The following is a 16,026-nucleotide window of genomic DNA, read 5'->3' as shown; positions in this document are numbered from 1 at the left end:
TAATGACCTCCTCGCCTCAACATATGAATATCTCTTCATAACTAATTATAAATGAATGGTTATTCATATGTCAAGGTATCCGAAAGAAAAAATGAAAAACATCTGCATCGGAAAATTTCTTCCATACAGATGTTTTGGCTTATTCTTTCTTTTTCTCTTCGATCATTGCCCCTGCTCTTATCCAACCCGCACTTGCCTTCTTGATCTTGACAGGATAGCAACTAAGTTTGAAGCCTGTTGCTGGCAATTTGTCTAAATTCATTAATTTTTCGATAGGACAATATCTTTTTTCAATCCCTGCAAAATGTCCTTCCCAGATATTCGAAGCTCCACTACGCTTTCAAAAATATAGAAAGAGTTCTTTAATGAAAATTATTTCAACTTTCCATAAACAGTAATCCCATATAAATAAAAGACGTAAAAGTCACATGGGAGAACTTATACAGGAAAACACATAGAGTCAGGTGAAATACATGTATCCCACCTGACTCTATGCGTTTTCTAACCTTTATTATTCTCTTTTTATACAATTTCTGCACCGAATGGCATCAACGCCAATCGAGCAAGTTTGAAAGATTGCTTGGCAAAAGGTATCCCTATGATCGTGATACATAGAAGGATGCCGCTGACGACATGTGCGAGAGCAATTGGTAGGCCTGAAACGATCAGCCAGATGATATTAACGATCAATGACATGCCAGACTGGTGATAAATTACTTCTTTGCCAAAAGGCGCAAAAGAAAGGGAGGCGATCTTAAAACATTGCATACCGATTGGGATACCTATGATCGTGATACACCAAAGTATCCCCGCTGCTAACCAGCTAAGACCACCGATTAGTCCGCCGAATATAAACCAGATGACATTTCCTAAACAACTCATTGTATTTCTCCTTCTATTACTGTTTTTGATTAAAACTGGGCAAAAATTGATTTTATTCTTCTTTTTTTAGCTTCCAGCATCAAGTATTCTGCAAATTTTTTTTGGATTTCTTCCGTATTTTCTTTTGTTACTAATGTGTGTTGGATTAGTTTTCCTGATGGTCGCTGATCCACCCGTTCTTCTGACTGTTGCACGTCCGCTTGCGCAAATCCGATAATCCGTTTTTCTTTTGTTACAGCAACGAGCAATAGTTTATTCTTATCATTTAGGTCAGCTGCCGTTTTTGCTTTTACGAATGATTCTGGATGATCAGTAATCAGCTGATTGATTTGAGGTAAATCTTCTTTTACTGCCCACCGTATTTCCATCATTTCTCACTTTTCTTTCGCTCATTTTTATCTCCACTAAAAAAATCGACTGCGGCAATTGCATCTATCCAGCTTTGTGCAATGATCTCATGTCCGCCAATCGTTGGGTGGACCCCATCTTCTCTTGTATATTTCGAAAAACCATAAGCAATCCCTAAAGCATTGAATATGCCATCTAAAGGAACCAGCAATGCGCCATATTCCTTAGCAAGTTTACGAACAATTTGGATTTTAGGGTCTAAGTCTTTACGCCAGCCATGACGGTCGTCGGTTATAGGAAGTACAAACGGCTCCATCAAGATGATGTTGCAGATTTCCGCTGTTTGAAGTTCATTTAGTAATTTTCGATAAACGGATTCAAATTGCTGCGCAGATTTCTCAGTTCCGAATATAGCCTGATCGCTAGTATTATGCCAGGTATCATTGATTCCGATCAAAATCGATACATAGTCAGGTTGTAAAGCTAAACAATCTTCTTGCCAGCGTACTTGCAGATCTGCAATTTTGTCTCCTCCTATCCCACGGTTCATGCATTCAAATTCCATCGTTGGATATTGGGAGATTAGTTTTCCGGCAATCAAAAGTGGATAACCTTTACCTAGATCAGTTGCTTCTGCTCGGTCTCTTCCTGCGTCTGTAATGCTGTCACCGATAAATAATATACGTTTTTTCATTTGTCAAAAACTCCTTTTTGAATAAAACGATGATTTTCTTCCTTATATTATCCCATAAGCCCTATCAAGACGAAAGAGAAAATATATGTATAAAAAATGACACCAGCCTAGTCCCTTCAATCAATTGAATGAACGCTCATCAAGTGTCTAGTTTTTTATACTTTTTTTCTTAACGTGCCGGATTCCCCTTGATTCCTTCGTTGTTTGGTCCAGAGAAATCGATCACACCTAAGCTTCCGTCAATCAGACCACTGATGACGCCATCAGAACATATATTTATAGGCTCATCTAAGACTTCCAGTAAATGTTCTTTTACTAATATCTCTTCTAGATTGCTTGGGATAGATTGGTCATAACTTTATCTGGTCCGATGATTTCAAGGATGAATTAAACTTACATATGGATCATTGCATGCTGAAAATACGGACCTACTCCATCTTCGAATGTTACTATTAGTTTGTTTTCAGGTACTAGATGCTGCTTTATTTCAACAGCAGAAGCATCATCAAATCAGATTTCCATTTGAATAACCTTCTTTGTATATGTTTGATTGATTGCGATTTCGTTATAGAACCTTGTGAATCAAATAGCAATTTCTTTTGCTTTCTTCTCTTGTCTGCTGGAAACTTCCTTTATCCCGTATTTTAAAAAAAGAACTGCGAGAGTTCGCAGTTCTTTTTTTTAAATAAACGTTGCTCTCCGGCCAACTCCTCGGTCACAAGTCACAATAGTCATCAAACATGAAAAACTGTTTTTTGAAATTACTCCTTGTGACTCGGAGCTGAACGGCAGGCGCACAACCTCTTGATATAAACGGTGTTCAATCAGCTGACCCTCGATATTAGCTAAAAAAACGGTAAAATATGAGAAGCTATTTTTCCGTTTTGTTTCTCTAATACTCAGGTCAAGGCACTGATTTCACAACCTCTTCCTTAAACGGTGTTCAAAAGCCAGTTTCTCGGTATTAAGCCAAATTTATGCAAAAATGTGGAAAGCCATTTCCACAAAATTTTTCTTAATACTCGAAACTAAACAGCTTTTTCATCACCTCTTATGGATAAATTCGGTTCAACAAACGTGGGAATGGAATAGCTTCACGTACATGGTCGATACCAGCAATCCAAGTGACTGTTCGTTCAAGGCCTAGACCAAAACCAGAGTGCGGAACAGAACCGTATTTACGTAGATCAAGATACCATGAATATTCTTTTTCATCCAAACCGTGATTACGGATTTGTTCTAGCAAGAAATCATAGTCTGTTGCCCGTTCGCTTCCGCCAATAATTTCACCGTAACCTTCTGGTGCGATCATATCTGCACAAATTACCACGTCTTCTCTTGTTGGATGTGGTTTCATGTAGAATGGCTTGATGGCTTTTGGATAGTTTAGGATAAAGACAGGCTGTTCGAATGAATTCGCAATGAACGTTTCATGAGGTGAACCAAAGTCTTCGCCCCATTCGATGTCATCAAATCCATTTTTCTTCAGTAATTCGATTGCATCATCGTAAGTAATACGAGGGAATGGCAATTTTGTATAAGTTTTTAAGACTTCTTTGTCTCGTCCTAGTACATCTAATGCATATTCGCAATGATCTAAAACATTTTGTACTAAGAATGCTACATATTGTTCCTGTACTTCTAAACTTTCTTCTTGATGAGTGAAAGCCATTTCTGGTTCGATCATCCAGAATTCGATCAAATGACGTCGTGTTTTTGATTTTTCAGCACGGAAAGTCGGACCGAATGAAAAGACTTTTCCGAAAGCCATAGCAGCAGCTTCCATGTATAATTGGCCACTTTGAGATAAATAAGCTTTTTGATCAAAGTAATTTGTTTCGAATAGATCCGTAGTGCCTTCTGGTGCAGAACCAGTCAAGATCGGCGGATCGATTTTGACAAAATGATGTTGATTAAAGAATTCATACGTTGCACGAATGATTTCATTTCTGATCTGCATAATCGCATGTTGTCTTGAAGAACGCAGCCATAAATGACGATGATCCATCAAGAAATCTGTTCCGTGTTCTTTTGGTGTGATCGGATAATCGTGGCTCTCGCTTACCACTTCCACATTTGTAATTCCGATTTCATAACCAAATTTTGAACGACTGTCTTCACGGATTTCTCCAGTTACTAACACGGATGTTTCTTGGTGTAGATTTTTAGCTGTTTGGAAAACTTCTTCCGACACTTCGCTTTTTACAACTACACCTTGGAAAAAGGCTGTTCCGTCTCTTAATTGTAAAAATGCGATTTTTCCGCTTGATCGCTTATTTGCGACCCAAGCGCCGATTGTTACTGTTTCTCCCACATGGTTTTTCGAATCGATGATTTGAATTTGTTCCACGTATGACTCTCCTTTTATATTCCTTGAATTTCTTCAGGATTAATTTTGACTTTTACTCTCAATAAATTGCTTGATTCTGCGTACCGCTTCTTCTAACGTAGCGCGATCAGTGGCATAACTCATGCGGACATTTTCTGGTGCCCCAAAGCCTTCGCCAGTCACAAGCGCTACCCCTGTTTCTTCTAAAAGATCTTCTACCCATTGTGTGACATTTTCATACTTACACATGCGTAGCGTTTCTTTTACATTAGGAAAAAGATAGAAAGCTCCTTGCGGCTTTTCAAGAGAAACACCCGGCAGTTCTGCCACAAGCGGATATAACGTATTCAGGCGTTCTTCAAAGGCGTTCCGCATTTCTTCTACTGTATCTTGCTCACCTTTCAATGCTTCAACAGCTGCATATTGACTGACTGCTGTCGGATTGCTAGTTGATTGGGAAGCAACAGCGATCATTCCATTGATGATCACAGGATTTCCCACCGCATAACCAATGCGCCAGCCTGTCATCGCATATGTTTTAGACACGCCGTTGATGATGATGGTCTGATTTTTGATTGCTTCTGAAATCGTTGCAATTGGAGTAAACTCATTGCCATTATAAACTAAACGGCCATAAATATCATCAGCAACTATCAAAATATCATTTTTTACTGCCCATTCACCGATTGCCTGCAGTTCATTCTTGCTATAAATCATTCCAGTCGGATTCGATGGAGAATTGATGATTACGGCTTTTGTTTTTTCTGAACGTGCTTGTTCTAGCTGTTCAACAGTAACTTTCCAGCTATTGGATTCTTCCCCTTTCACAAAGACAGGAAGTCCTTCTGCCAGTTTTACTTGCTCACCGTAACTGACCCAGTAAGGCACAGGAATGATGACTTCATCTTGCGGGTCAAGGATCGTTTGGAAAAGGGTATACAAAGCAAATTTCGCTCCGTCTGTTACGACTGTTTGTGAAGGTTCATAGACAAGTCCATAGTTTTTCTTCAGATAATCAACGATTGCCTGTCGAAGCTCTGGGATTCCTGCTGTTGGTGTATAATAGCTAGCTTTCCCATTGCGGATTGCTTCGATTGCTGCTTCTTGGATGTTTTCTGGTGTCGCAAAATCCGGTTCTCCCACAGTCAAACTCAGCACATCTCTGCCTTTTGCTTTTAATGCCTTGGCCTTTGCCGCAGCTGCCAAAGTGACAGACGGTTCTAATCGTTTTGTTCTTTTTGATAACTCCATCCCATTCATTCCTTTACCTTTTAAATTCCCTTGATTGTCTTGACTTCATCTCCAGATTCATAGCCAATCAGGTAATAATTCAGTTTCCCATTTGTTTCTTTTCCTACTACTTCCCACACAGGCTGATCATCATACATCCCTAAAGCAGCTTTTTCGATTTGGATTTCAGGATGGGCCGCAGCAATTGTCTGTTTTGCTTCATTTTCAGTCAGTCCCTTTGTTTGATCCAATACTTTTACTTTTTCACCAGATTTAGGAATGATAACGGCGATTTCTTTTCCTTTATCATTTGTACCTGTCAGTGAAAAGTATGTCTTCTTTCGAGTAAACCAATAAAAATGATCGGCTTCCTCAAGATTTGCATATTTCTTTGCGATTTCTACTGCTTCTTTCTTCGCCTGCACCGCCGGACGACTGGAACGCAAGTAAAAAATCGAGCTGATCACGATGACCGCTAATAAAAATACGATCAAGCCAAGTAACACGCGATTAATCGTTTTTTCCTTTGTCTGTTTTTTCTTCAAGGGTCGTCGCTCCTTTATCTTCATTCCTTTTCATTATAGCAGATTTTAATTATGAAAAAAGACAGCTCCTCTAACTTCCTTCTTCATTTTTCTTTAAGAATTCATGGATATCCTGATAGATTTCCTCCATAGCTAGCTCTTTGATCGGTACTTTTTTCGGTAATGCATGGATGATCCGTGCACCATATTTTGCAGTAACTAGTCTTCGATCCAAAATAAGCAATACGCCACGATCTGTCTCCGTCCTTATCAAGCGTCCTAATGCTTGGCGTAACTTCAAAGTTGCTTTAGGTACGGATTCCTGGTAAAAAGGATTGATCCCTTCTGATTCTAAATAAGCGTTCCTAGCTTTGACCATCGGGCGAAGCGGATTATCGAAGGGTAAACGTGTGACTACAACGATCTGCAAAGCATCTCCAGGCAAATCTACACCTTCCCAAAAACTGTCAGCGCCAAACAATACGCTTTTTTCTGACAAAATGAAGCGTTTCAAAAGCTTCTCCCGGCTTCCGCCAAACCCTTGAGCTAGTATTTCTCGTCCTTTTTCTAGCATAGACAGATGCATTTTCTGATAGACCTTCTGCAAAACATCATGAGAAGTGAATAACACAAGTATTGGCCGATCTTCTTGTTCGATCAGACCTGTAAGTGCTGTCTCTAAATAATCGATATATGCTTGATTGCTGACTTGATGGACGGCAGGTGCCTCTTTTGGCACATAGATCCTTGCCTGTTTCTCATAATCATAAGGAGAGGCAATCACTTTAAGAGGTGCTGCTTCAATGCCAAGCCTCTTAGAGAGATAGTGTCGATTAGGGCCGATCTTCAGCGTTCCTCCAATATAAAGAATACGATCATATCGAGGATACCAAACAGTCGACGGCAACATAGCCGCTTGAAAATCATGGAGATGAAAAATCATCTGCTGCGCTGTGTTCCCAGGAACGAACCAATGGATCAAATGATCTCGCCAGTCTTCCAGCCATTGATCCATCAGCAAGTACTGCTTGTCTAATTGATCAAATAGGCTATATAAACTTGCTAAATCGATCCGCATCTGGTTTGTCCAGCTTTCTTGGATAATCTCAAAAGTCAGACGCATTTGTGACTGTAGCTGCTGGATCTCCTGATAAAAAAGCTGCAGGTGATCAATGGCTGTCCCAGATTCCAGTGGCAGCTGATCCAACATCTCTTTTGTCATCATGACTTCTTCTGGATACTGTCCGTTGGGTTGCTTGCCGCTCACTAAACTCATTAATCCTTCTGCCATACAAATCTGTGCTTCGCATAGCGCAGAAAGTTCTTCTCGATAAATCGATAACCAGCGTAAGGCTTCATGTTCTTTCGGTAAATAGCTTTGTATTCGGTCAAACAGCTGATTTGGTTCTTCTAATTGCTGGATTTGTTTATGGAAATAGTTAATACTTAATCGTTTGTCATTTACTTTTTCAGCGATTTCCGGCAAATGATGTACTTCATCGATCAACAAAAATGGACTAGCTGGAAGCAATGGTTCTTTTCGCTGTGTTTCTTGTACTAAAAACGCATGATTGACAATCAAAAAATTACTTTGCCTGATTTTCTTTTGCAAGAAACGAACAAAGTCTTGTTCGTAAAATGACTGATTTCTTGCTAAAAATCCAATACCTCTGTGCGCGATATCTGCAAAGAATGAATGGTTCAAATTTGTTAAATGTAATTCATCCAAATCACCGGTCTTCGTTTGCGTCAGCCAAACTAAGACCGCCATTTGATACAAAGCATATTGTTTTTGTTCTGGCGGTTCCACAAGTGTTCCTTTAAATCGTTGCAGGTCGATATAGTGGCGATAGCTTTTGATAATTACAGGTTGTATGGGCTGATCTAGCAATTGATTCAGCAATGGAATGTCTTTTTCTATGATCTGCTGCTGCAAAACTAGCGAAACGGTACTGATGACAGCGGGTTTTTCAGGTGTAGCCAAATAACTCAATGGTAGCAGATAACCGATTGTTTTACCCATTCCTGTAGCTGCTTCGATCATCAAATCTTTTGATTCATCTTTTGTGAAATGGTCGTAGACCGCATTCATCAGTCTGTTCTGTTCTTTTCGATACATCAGTGTTTTACCAAACATTTTTTCTTTTGCTTGTTTTTTTCTTGGATATGTCCGCTCGCCATAATGGACGGATGTGAATAGTTCCACTTCTTTTTTCTGTAAAGCTAGCCCATCGACGATTTCTAACGAGGGATCAAGTGGCTCTGGTTTTTCTTTCATTTCTTCAATCACATGATAAATGAAACGACTCGTATCCATACCTGTGTGTCTACTTAATCGCGCAATCTGCTCTAACGTGATGATTGGCAATTTTCTCATCCGTTCTTCGATCAGCAAAAGAAGTTGACCTGTCACTTCGGCATCACTATCTGCCTGATGAGGATTCTCATGAATAAATCCAAGGCTTTCTGACAAATCAGCTAAGCGAAAGCTTGGTTCCGTCGGCAAGAAAATTTGTGCAAGTTCTACTGTATCGATGCCTGGTATCTTCAAACTAGGAAGTCCGCATCGCATGAGTTCATGGTTCAAAAAATTATAATCAAAATAAATATTATGCGCGACAAATATGGTGTCTGCCAAAAGATTGTAAATCGTTTGGGCGACATCTTCGAAATAAGGCGCTTTTTGGACGCGTTGATTCGTGATCCCTGTTAAATGCTGGATTTGTTTTGAAATCTTCCGCCCTGGATGAATATCGATCGAAAAACGTGAAGTGATCCGACCTGATTCAATCATGACGCAGCCAAATTGGATGATCCGATCTTCTTTTGGATTCGTCCCAGTCGTTTCGATATCAACGACTGCATAAGTTCTTGGTTTCAAAATATCTTCCTCTTCTCCTGCCTCTAATGTTCTTTTGAAATTATACTACAAAGTGCAGAAAAATACTCTCATCGCTTTTTAAAGAAAATAGACAAAAACGCCCAGACACGCAAATGTCTGGGCGTTTATTTTTTAGTATAGGTTAATTAAGCTTTAGTAACGTTTGTTGCTTGAGGTCCGCGTTGGCCTTCTTCAACATCGAAAGTTACTGCTTGGCCTTCTTCTAAAGTTTTGAATCCGTCGCCTTGGATAGCTGAGAAATGAACGAATACATCGTTTCCGTTTTCTGCAGTGATGAATCCAAATCCTTTTTCTGAGTTAAACCATTTTACTGTACCTGTTTCCATAATAAAAATCCTCCTTGTGTATCAACACATATTTTGCAATTACTTGAATGGTGTATATCTGGAAGATGTTTATTTGAAACAAGCTACCACAGATTACCGAACAAAAACTACTCCTCTAGTATATCATACCGTTTACAAAAAAGCTAGAGTTTTTCGACTTTTTTTATTAAAAAAAGTTTTCTCAGCGATTACATAAAGCGAAAAACCGAACTTTTTTTAAAATAAACGACATATTGTTCAGTTGGTGTTTTTTTGCTCTGATGTTCTTTTTTAAACTAAAAAAATTATTCTTTCTGACTACTTATCGGTTCTGTTTCAACGGTCGAGGCTGGGGAAGATTCTTTAGTAGGTCTGATGTTCTCATGGTATTTCTGATAGCCTATGACAGTTACCAGAAGAACAAGGCAAACCAATACGATCAACGAGATTAGTTTTTCTTTTTTGCTCATATCTATACCTCATAAATAACAGGATGATGTCCATCATATTTCTGAGTATGAGTAAAAGCAAAAGCTGCAGCTGTAGAATGTAAGAAATGCCAGCAACTTTCATAATCACAGGTCGGACAGTACCAAAAGTAACCAAATCTTGGCTGCAAAGACCGTTCTTCTGTTTCAGGAATCGCAGAATCAAGATCTGTTGTCTGTACATAAACATTTTTGTACAGACGTGTGCCTGTAATAGGAGACCGCTGTGTTTCTTCAGCAAAAACTGGCTGACTTGTTAAACTTAGGGATAGAAACAGCAAACACCATAACAGTCTTTTTTTCATAAAGACCTCCTTATCGATAAGTTTTTCCCAATTAAAATCATATCTCAAGAACGCCCGTTATTCACATTTTGTTCATAAATGATGTTTTTTGTATCATAATCGTCAAAAAGAGGTCGTGACCACGTCACAACCTCTTTTTTAAACGGTGTTCCAGAAGTAGCTTCTTCGGAAATAAGCCGAAATTTCACAAAAATTTGAGAAATAATTTTTGTCAATCTCTTCTTATTTCTTGAAGCTGACCACTTCTGTCACAACCTCTTCCTTAAACGGTGTTCAAAAGCTTGCATCTGCGGTAATAAGCCCACCAAACAAAAAATATGAAGAGCTATTTTTGCTTGCTGTTCTTATTACTTGATGCAGAACAGCTTTTTCACAACCTCTCATACACGGTGTTTAATCAGCTGACCTTCGGTATTAGCTCAACAAACGGCAAAATATGTGAAACTATTTTTCCGTTTGTTTCTCTAATACTCAGGTCAAAACACTGATTTCACAACCTCTTTTAATAACGAAGAATCGCTGTCAGACTCTTTTCATCTGGCGCATCTTTTTGATCCAAAATAAACACTTTCCCGCCATTAATGATCACATCATCTGCTAATGCATTCAACACTTGACGCCGATCATATTCTGTTTCAGGATCTTCACCGAAACCATCAGCTAAGTTTGACGTAGCGATAAATAGATGCGACACTTTTCCTTCTTTCGCAGCTGGAACGATATCAACTAACTGATCGATGAATTTCTTATCTAAGAGTTTATTGTATTCTTTTGATTCTTGAGCTGCGAGTTCACTTGACAGCTTCTTCGCCCCTTCTTCGATATCTCTAAAGGATAGCTGCGCAGGAGAAGCAGAAATCGCAACGTCTGCACAATAATAGGGATTTTTAGCAATTTTTTTGAACATCGTCTGATTTTCTGGTAGAGCGAATAAATAAATCGGCCATTGTTCTGGATTTTCGAAAGAATCCTTCAAGTACGTATCAACTGCTTGGTAATAGTTGACCCAATCGATCTCTACTTCTTCATCTTTTGGATTTACGCCATGGAAAGTTACTCCATCTCGGGCTCCGCCTCCTCCATTAGAAGAGAAGTTCAAACCGCCACCTGTCAGTTCAGATCCCAATGCAGTAACGACATCAACCGGTGCCCCTTCTGGTAGAGATACTTCTTTTACTTGTTTGTTGCTGACTTCATACAATTTCATGGAGTCGCGGTTCAATCCCAATAAATAATAAGAATAGTTGAACTGCCCATTTTTGATAATAGCCAGTAAATAAGGAAGATCACTTACATAGTATTGATCGTCTACCGGGATACTCAAACGATGGATATAGGTTTGGTCAGCAGTTATAATGACCGCTACACTCGTAGTTGCACTACGCCAAAACGAAGGATCTCCTAACAAATTTTCAATTTTTTCTTGGAACGGGGACCAGTCATGTTCGGAATATTTTTTCTCAAAACGTTTCTTTGCTTCTTTCGCAAAATTTTTGAATTTGATCTGATCTTTTTCCACATCTTGATGGGCGACATGCGTATTCAGCATGATCGTGACGAATGGTCCTTTAGCGCCTTCTGAAGTCAATTGTGACAATAATTCTTTATCCTTTTTTGCCATAAACGTACCCCTCCTAAAAAAATCATTCCTTTGTTTCTATCTAAAGTCTACCACAACACTATTTTTCCATACAATAAAACGTATCTAAAAAAATAAAACGGTTTCTACGGTTTTAAATTTAGCTATTTTTTTAAGTTATCTTCATAATTTCCTCAATTATTTAGCCCCAGTCTTCAACTATTCTTCATGAAATGCTGATAAACTAAGAAAAAGAATAAAAGAGGTGGATCTTATGCATTTGATTATGATTTTCAGTTTATTAAGTATTATCAGTTTATTTGCTTTCAGCGCTTCCCGCTTATTAGATGCGGAAACACAGCCTATTCCTGTAAAAGTACGTAAAAACGACCGCTAACCTTCCATAACGTGCGTTCTTATCCTAAAGTTTTTTCAGAAACATTGAAACTCTCTCCCCTCTCTGATAAAATTTTAATTTGTAGCGAAACAAATTAATTACAAGGAGATCGGATATGTCCATAAAAAAAACACGTCTAGTCCTATTATTGGCTAGTCTCATTCTTTGCCTTGCTTCTTTTCTACCAGCTGTTGCTGTGCAAGCTGAAGATACGTTCAAAGTAAATGCAAAAGCAGCTTTTGCTGTAGATGCGCAAAGCGGTAAGATTCTTTATGATCAAGATGGAGAAAAAACCATGGGGATCGCTTCAATCACAAAAATCATCGGTCTTTACATCGTTCTTGATCAAGTAAAAGAAGGAAAACTGTCATGGGATGATAAAGTTTCGATTTCAGATTATGCAGAAAATTTGAGTATCACCCCAGATTTATCGAATGTTCCTTTGCATAAAGAAAACACCTACACTGTCAAAGAATTATTCGACTCTGCAATCATCCAGTCAGCCAATGCTTCAATGGTGGCCTTGGCAGAAAAAATCTCTGGCAGCGAAGCTAAATTCACTGAACGAATGAAAGAACAATTGAAAGATTGGGGAATCAAAGATGCAACAATCGTTAATGCATCAGGACTGAATAACTCTTATCTTGGCGAAAACCGACCAGAAGGCACTGGAGAAAACGACGAAAATCAAATGTCTGCTCAAGATGTGGCCATCGTTGCCCGCCATTTGATCTTGGATTTCCCAGAAATACTGGATGTATCAAGTACTACGACCCAAATGTTTGGCGAAAATACGCAATCACCAGTGGAAATGGTCAACTGGAACTGGATGCTCCCAGGATTCGTTAATTACAAGGAAGGCGTGGACGGATTAAAAACTGGTACGACTGAGCTTGCAGGTGCTTGTTTCGTTGGTACGATCACTAAAAACGATCAACGGATCATCACTGTCGTATTGAATGCGGACGGCCATGCGGAAAACCCGAGTGCCCGCTTCAATGAAACAGACCGTTTGATGGACTACTGCTATGACAATTGGTCAGAAAAAGAGCTCGGAAAAGCTAACGCAAGTATTCCTAGCCTAAAAACCATTGATGTAAAAGACGGAAAAGAATCAACAGTTCCTGTTGTGCTTAAAAGCCCTGTAAAAGTATGGGTACGAAACGATATGGATACTGGCAAATTAACGATCACACCAACACTTGACAAGAAGCAAGTCACTGACAACGAGATCCAAGCACCTATGGATAAAGGTACAAAAATCGGTACCGCTACGATCACCTTGGCAGACGATAAATTAGGTTATTTAGAAGACAACAATGCGCCATCAACAGAGATCATTACGGATAAAACAGTGGAAAAAGCGAATATGTTCGTGATTGGCTGGCGACGCGTCGCAGAATTTTTCGGCAACTTGTTTTAATTGAACAATAAGAAAAGCATCTTTCCATCGGAAAGATGTTTTTTTGCTTTTTCTAGTTTAAATAACAGCTTTTTTCATCTATTTTCGTTATACTGTATAAGAAAAAGGAGTTGAATTTATGAATCTAACCAGAGATCTGATCTTTTTAGTTCTCTATCTTATTGGGGTATTCTCTATCGTTTATTGGCGAAAACAGAAGAAGGATCCTTCCTTGTTCTTTTACGGCAGTACGTGGACATTTACGGTAATCTTAACTTATTTTGTCGTGTTGGAAATTTTTTATTCGACCTTTTATTTTTTGATTCCATTGTTGTTCTTTAGTATCTTTGCTTTTTCTTATTTCACAGAAAAACGAAGGCTGCTGAATGGTCTTTTATTCAATGTTTTCCTCATCAGTTTCGGCATCTACTTGTTTGTCTTGCTGTATGAAACGCAAAATATTTTCCTTGGCGGACTGATCGCCTTGATCACGATTCCATTGCTACTTGTCCTTTTATTTGGTATTTATGGATTGATTGTTTTTCTTTTTTGGAACGGGGTCACAGTTTTACGTAGAGAATCGCATTCATTAGCTAATCTTTTAACGTTGATACTAGCCATTTTTCTTACACTGTTTCTTGTTTTTGACTTTTTCTTGTTAAAATATTTGCCGCAATGGATAAATGCTTTGTTTTTCTGCGTTCCCCTGATCTTGATCTATCTATTTATCGTATTCTACAACTTTTTGACTGTCTCATTCTTGTATCAGTTCAACCGACCTCGATACAATCAAGACTTCATCGTTGTGTTAGGCGCTGGGTTGATCAATGGAGAAACAGTGTCTCCTCTTCTAGCCAAGCGAATCAATAAGGCAATTGCTTTTTATCGGGCTCAAAGCCGTGCTACATTAAATCCGCCCATCTTATTGATGTCTGGCGGGCAAGGAGCAGACGAAAAAGTACCAGAGGCCATTGCGATGAAACAATATGCCATGGAACAAGGAATCCCTGAAAGAGACATTCTTGTCGAAACCAATTCGACAACCACTTTGGAGAACATGCTCTATTCAAAGGAAATCATGGATCAGCAAATGAAAGGGCCATACCGCGCGATCTTTAGTTCCAACAATTACCACATTTTTAGAGCCGGTCTTTATGCGCGGCAAGCCAAATTGAAAGCAAATGGTATTGGTGCAAAAACAGCTTTCTACTACTTGCCTAATGCGTTTTTAAGAGAATACATCGCCATCTTGATGATGAACAAAAAAAGACATATGATCATTTGCGGATTGCTTTTCGCAGGCTCCGCATTCTTATCGCTGATTACTTTACTTTTCTAAAAAAACAAGGTGTGACAAAACATATGTCACACCTTGTTTTTTTCTTTCATTCTCTTAACTATTGGCAAAAAGAGTATCCCTTTTTTGACCGCTACTTGCTGAGCAGAATAAATACCGCTGTTGCCTGAACACATAAAGCTGATCAAGCAGATCATAAAGAAGTATACTGCCGCTTGTGAACCGAACAATTCGATCCCCATCACAAAGCAGGCAATCGGTGTATTTGTCGCACCAGAAAATACTCCGATAAAGCCCAATCCTGCGAGAAAAGGAACAGAAACATGGAGCAAAGGCGCTAGTGCTGCACCAAGCGTTGCACCAATTTCAAACAATGGTGTCACTTCTCCCCCTTGATATCCCGCGCCTAAAGACAAAACTGTGAAGAATAACTTCCCAATAAAATCATAGACATGTGTCTGTCCATTAAATGATTCTTGAAGTAACGGAAGACTCAAACCGAGATAACGTTGTGTTTGCAAAATCAATGCTGCTGCCACAACTACAGCTCCACCTATCGTATTTCGCCAAACAGGATGAGGAATCCATTGTGCATATCGCGCTTTTAAAAAGACGATCGAACGGCTGAATACCCAACCAATCAAACCAAAAGCAATCCCAGCAACAAAAACTTTGAAGAACAGCAACATACTCCATTCAGGAATCACACCCATTTGGTAATGTAGATGAGAAACACCATAGCTTTCTGTCATGAAATTTGCAAACAGTGCAGCAAAGAAGCTAGGGAAGATCGCTTCTGTTCGGACTTTCCCGATTGCCAACACTTCTAATCCAAATAATGTTCCAGCTAAAGGTGTGCCAAATACAGAACTAAAACCCGCACTGATTCCACTGATAATCAAGATTTCCCGTTCTGATTTATCCAATCGGAACAAACGTGATATATTATCTGCTAACGCTCCCCCCATTTGGACTGCTGTTCCTTCACGGCCAACAGATCCCCCAAATAAATGGGTAGTTATGGTTCCAAACAGTGTAAGTGGAATAAGTCGCAACGGGATTTTTTCTTCTCCACCATTTCCTTGATCGATCACTAAGTTGTTTCCACGACTAGAAAGACCGCCGTGATACGCATAGAGATAAGCAAAAAGCGCACCACTAACTGGTAGTAGATAAAGGAGCCAAGGATGTGATAGTCGGATATCTGTCACAACTGTCAAGCTATTTAAGAAAAAAGCAGATAAGCTCCCCATGAATATACCGAGAATCGCTGTGATCACCAGCCACTTCAGCATGTACACTAAAATGCGTACTGGACTCGGTAATTGTTTTTCCATAAAAAAT

15 protein-coding genes are annotated in these 16,026 nt (G+C 39.2%); 3 read left to right on the top strand and 12 right to left on the bottom strand.

Annotation, left to right across the window (positions count from 1 at the left end):
* Positions 1-139: 139 nt before the first annotated feature.
* The 11 genes from PYW34_RS04025 to PYW34_RS03975 all read right to left on the bottom strand — a co-directional run bounded on the left by PYW34_RS04025 (position 140) and on the right by PYW34_RS03975 (position 11,628).
* On the bottom strand, positions 140-262 hold the full coding sequence (locus PYW34_RS04025) for a hypothetical protein (RefSeq protein ID WP_002288777.1): 123 nt from the start codon (positions 260-262) through the stop codon (positions 140-142).
* A 260-nt stretch (positions 263-522) separates the two neighbouring features.
* Positions 523-882: a YccF domain-containing protein gene (locus PYW34_RS04020; RefSeq protein WP_002288776.1), complete on the bottom strand. Its 360-nt coding sequence runs from the start codon at positions 880-882 to the stop codon at positions 523-525.
* A 29-nt stretch (positions 883-911) separates the two neighbouring features.
* The gene (locus tag PYW34_RS04015; protein WP_002319756.1) at positions 912-1,253 is read right to left on the bottom strand and encodes a hypothetical protein; all 342 of its coding nucleotides are present in this window, start codon (positions 1,251-1,253) and stop codon (positions 912-914) included.
* Complete coding sequence (locus tag PYW34_RS04010; RefSeq protein WP_002301946.1) at positions 1,250-1,924, bottom strand: SGNH/GDSL hydrolase family protein; 675 nt, start codon at positions 1,922-1,924, stop codon at positions 1,250-1,252. Before PYW34_RS04010 ends, PYW34_RS04015 begins: the two co-directional genes overlap by 4 nt.
* Before the next feature lie 1,051 nt (positions 1,925-2,975).
* A complete protein-coding gene (gene asnS, locus PYW34_RS04005; protein ID WP_002288767.1) occupies positions 2,976-4,274 on the bottom strand; it encodes an asparagine--tRNA ligase in 1,299 nt (432 codons plus the stop codon).
* 39 nt (positions 4,275-4,313) lie between these two features.
* Positions 4,314-5,504 (bottom strand): pyridoxal phosphate-dependent aminotransferase, encoded by a 1,191-nt coding sequence (locus PYW34_RS04000; protein WP_002296294.1) that lies wholly within the window; start codon positions 5,502-5,504, stop codon positions 4,314-4,316.
* 20 nt (positions 5,505-5,524) lie between these two features.
* Positions 5,525-6,052 (bottom strand): DUF5590 domain-containing protein, encoded by a 528-nt coding sequence (locus PYW34_RS03995; protein WP_016631404.1) that lies wholly within the window; start codon positions 6,050-6,052, stop codon positions 5,525-5,527.
* A 46-nt stretch (positions 6,053-6,098) separates the two neighbouring features.
* A complete protein-coding gene (locus PYW34_RS03990; protein WP_002333094.1) occupies positions 6,099-8,888 on the bottom strand; it encodes a helicase C-terminal domain-containing protein in 2,790 nt (929 codons plus the stop codon).
* Positions 8,889-9,034: 146 nt separating this feature from the next.
* Complete coding sequence (locus PYW34_RS03985) at positions 9,035-9,235, bottom strand: cold-shock protein (protein ID WP_002288762.1); 201 nt, start codon at positions 9,233-9,235, stop codon at positions 9,035-9,037.
* Positions 9,236-9,686: 451 nt separating this feature from the next.
* Complete coding sequence (locus PYW34_RS03980; protein WP_002323868.1) at positions 9,687-10,007, bottom strand: hypothetical protein; 321 nt, start codon at positions 10,005-10,007, stop codon at positions 9,687-9,689.
* A gap of 502 nt (positions 10,008-10,509) precedes the next feature.
* Positions 10,510-11,628: a hypothetical protein gene (locus PYW34_RS03975; protein WP_002294874.1), complete on the bottom strand. Its 1,119-nt coding sequence runs from the start codon at positions 11,626-11,628 to the stop codon at positions 10,510-10,512.
* A gap of 232 nt (positions 11,629-11,860) precedes the next feature.
* Between PYW34_RS03975 and PYW34_RS03970 the strand changes: the two genes are divergently transcribed.
* The 3 genes from PYW34_RS03970 (at position 11,861) to PYW34_RS03960 (ending at position 14,724) form a co-directional block, all read left to right on the top strand.
* Complete coding sequence (locus PYW34_RS03970; RefSeq protein ID WP_002296297.1) at positions 11,861-11,983, top strand: hypothetical protein; 123 nt, start codon at positions 11,861-11,863, stop codon at positions 11,981-11,983.
* Positions 11,984-12,098: 115 nt separating this feature from the next.
* Positions 12,099-13,406: a serine hydrolase gene (locus PYW34_RS03965; RefSeq protein WP_002302201.1), complete on the top strand. Its 1,308-nt coding sequence runs from the start codon at positions 12,099-12,101 to the stop codon at positions 13,404-13,406.
* A gap of 118 nt (positions 13,407-13,524) precedes the next feature.
* Entirely contained in the window at positions 13,525-14,724 is a 1,200-nt protein-coding gene (locus tag PYW34_RS03960) for a YdcF family protein (RefSeq protein ID WP_002302199.1), read from the top strand.
* 26 nt (positions 14,725-14,750) lie between these two features.
* Here the strand turns inward: PYW34_RS03960 and PYW34_RS03955 are convergent, their stop codons facing one another.
* Positions 14,751-16,019, bottom strand: coding sequence for a voltage-gated chloride channel family protein (locus PYW34_RS03955; RefSeq protein ID WP_002334498.1), 1,269 nt, complete (start codon positions 16,017-16,019; stop codon positions 14,751-14,753).
* Positions 16,020-16,026: the final 7 nt, after the last annotated feature.

The sequence above is a fragment of the Enterococcus faecium genome, assembly GCF_029023785.1.
In the GTDB taxonomy this organism is placed as follows: Bacteria; Bacillota; Bacilli; order Lactobacillales; family Enterococcaceae; genus Enterococcus_B; species Enterococcus_B faecium.
This window is presented reverse-complemented; position numbering and strand designations above follow the sequence as displayed.

Excerpts from the sequence above, each read along its gene's own strand:
- PYW34_RS04025 (WP_002288777.1), bottom strand. The coding sequence starts at position 262 with ATGAATTTAGACAAATTGCCAGCAACAGGCTTCAAACTTAGTTGCTAT.
- PYW34_RS04020 (WP_002288776.1), bottom strand. The coding sequence starts at position 882 with ATGAGTTGTTTAGGAAATGTCATCTGGTTTATATTCGGCGGACTAATC.
- PYW34_RS04015 (WP_002319756.1), bottom strand. The coding sequence starts at position 1,253 with ATGATGGAAATACGGTGGGCAGTAAAAGAAGATTTACCTCAAATCAAT.
- PYW34_RS04010 (WP_002301946.1), bottom strand. The coding sequence starts at position 1,924 with ATGAAAAAACGTATATTATTTATCGGTGACAGCATTACAGACGCAGGA.
- PYW34_RS04000 (WP_002296294.1), bottom strand. The coding sequence starts at position 5,504 with ATGGAGTTATCAAAAAGAACAAAACGATTAGAACCGTCTGTCACTTTG.
- PYW34_RS03995 (WP_016631404.1), bottom strand. The coding sequence starts at position 6,052 with ATGAAGATAAAGGAGCGACGACCCTTGAAGAAAAAACAGACAAAGGAA.
- PYW34_RS03985 (WP_002288762.1), bottom strand. The coding sequence starts at position 9,235 with ATGGAAACAGGTACAGTAAAATGGTTTAACTCAGAAAAAGGATTTGGA.
- PYW34_RS03980 (WP_002323868.1), bottom strand. The coding sequence starts at position 10,007 with ATGAAAAAAAGACTGTTATGGTGTTTGCTGTTTCTATCCCTAAGTTTA.
- PYW34_RS03975 (WP_002294874.1), bottom strand. The coding sequence starts at position 11,628 with ATGGCAAAAAAGGATAAAGAATTATTGTCACAATTGACTTCAGAAGGC.
- PYW34_RS03970 (WP_002296297.1), top strand. The coding sequence starts at position 11,861 with ATGCATTTGATTATGATTTTCAGTTTATTAAGTATTATCAGTTTATTT.
- PYW34_RS03965 (WP_002302201.1), top strand. The coding sequence starts at position 12,099 with ATGTCCATAAAAAAAACACGTCTAGTCCTATTATTGGCTAGTCTCATT.
- PYW34_RS03960 (WP_002302199.1), top strand. The coding sequence starts at position 13,525 with ATGAATCTAACCAGAGATCTGATCTTTTTAGTTCTCTATCTTATTGGG.
- PYW34_RS03955 (WP_002334498.1), bottom strand. The coding sequence starts at position 16,019 with ATGGAAAAACAATTACCGAGTCCAGTACGCATTTTAGTGTACATGCTG.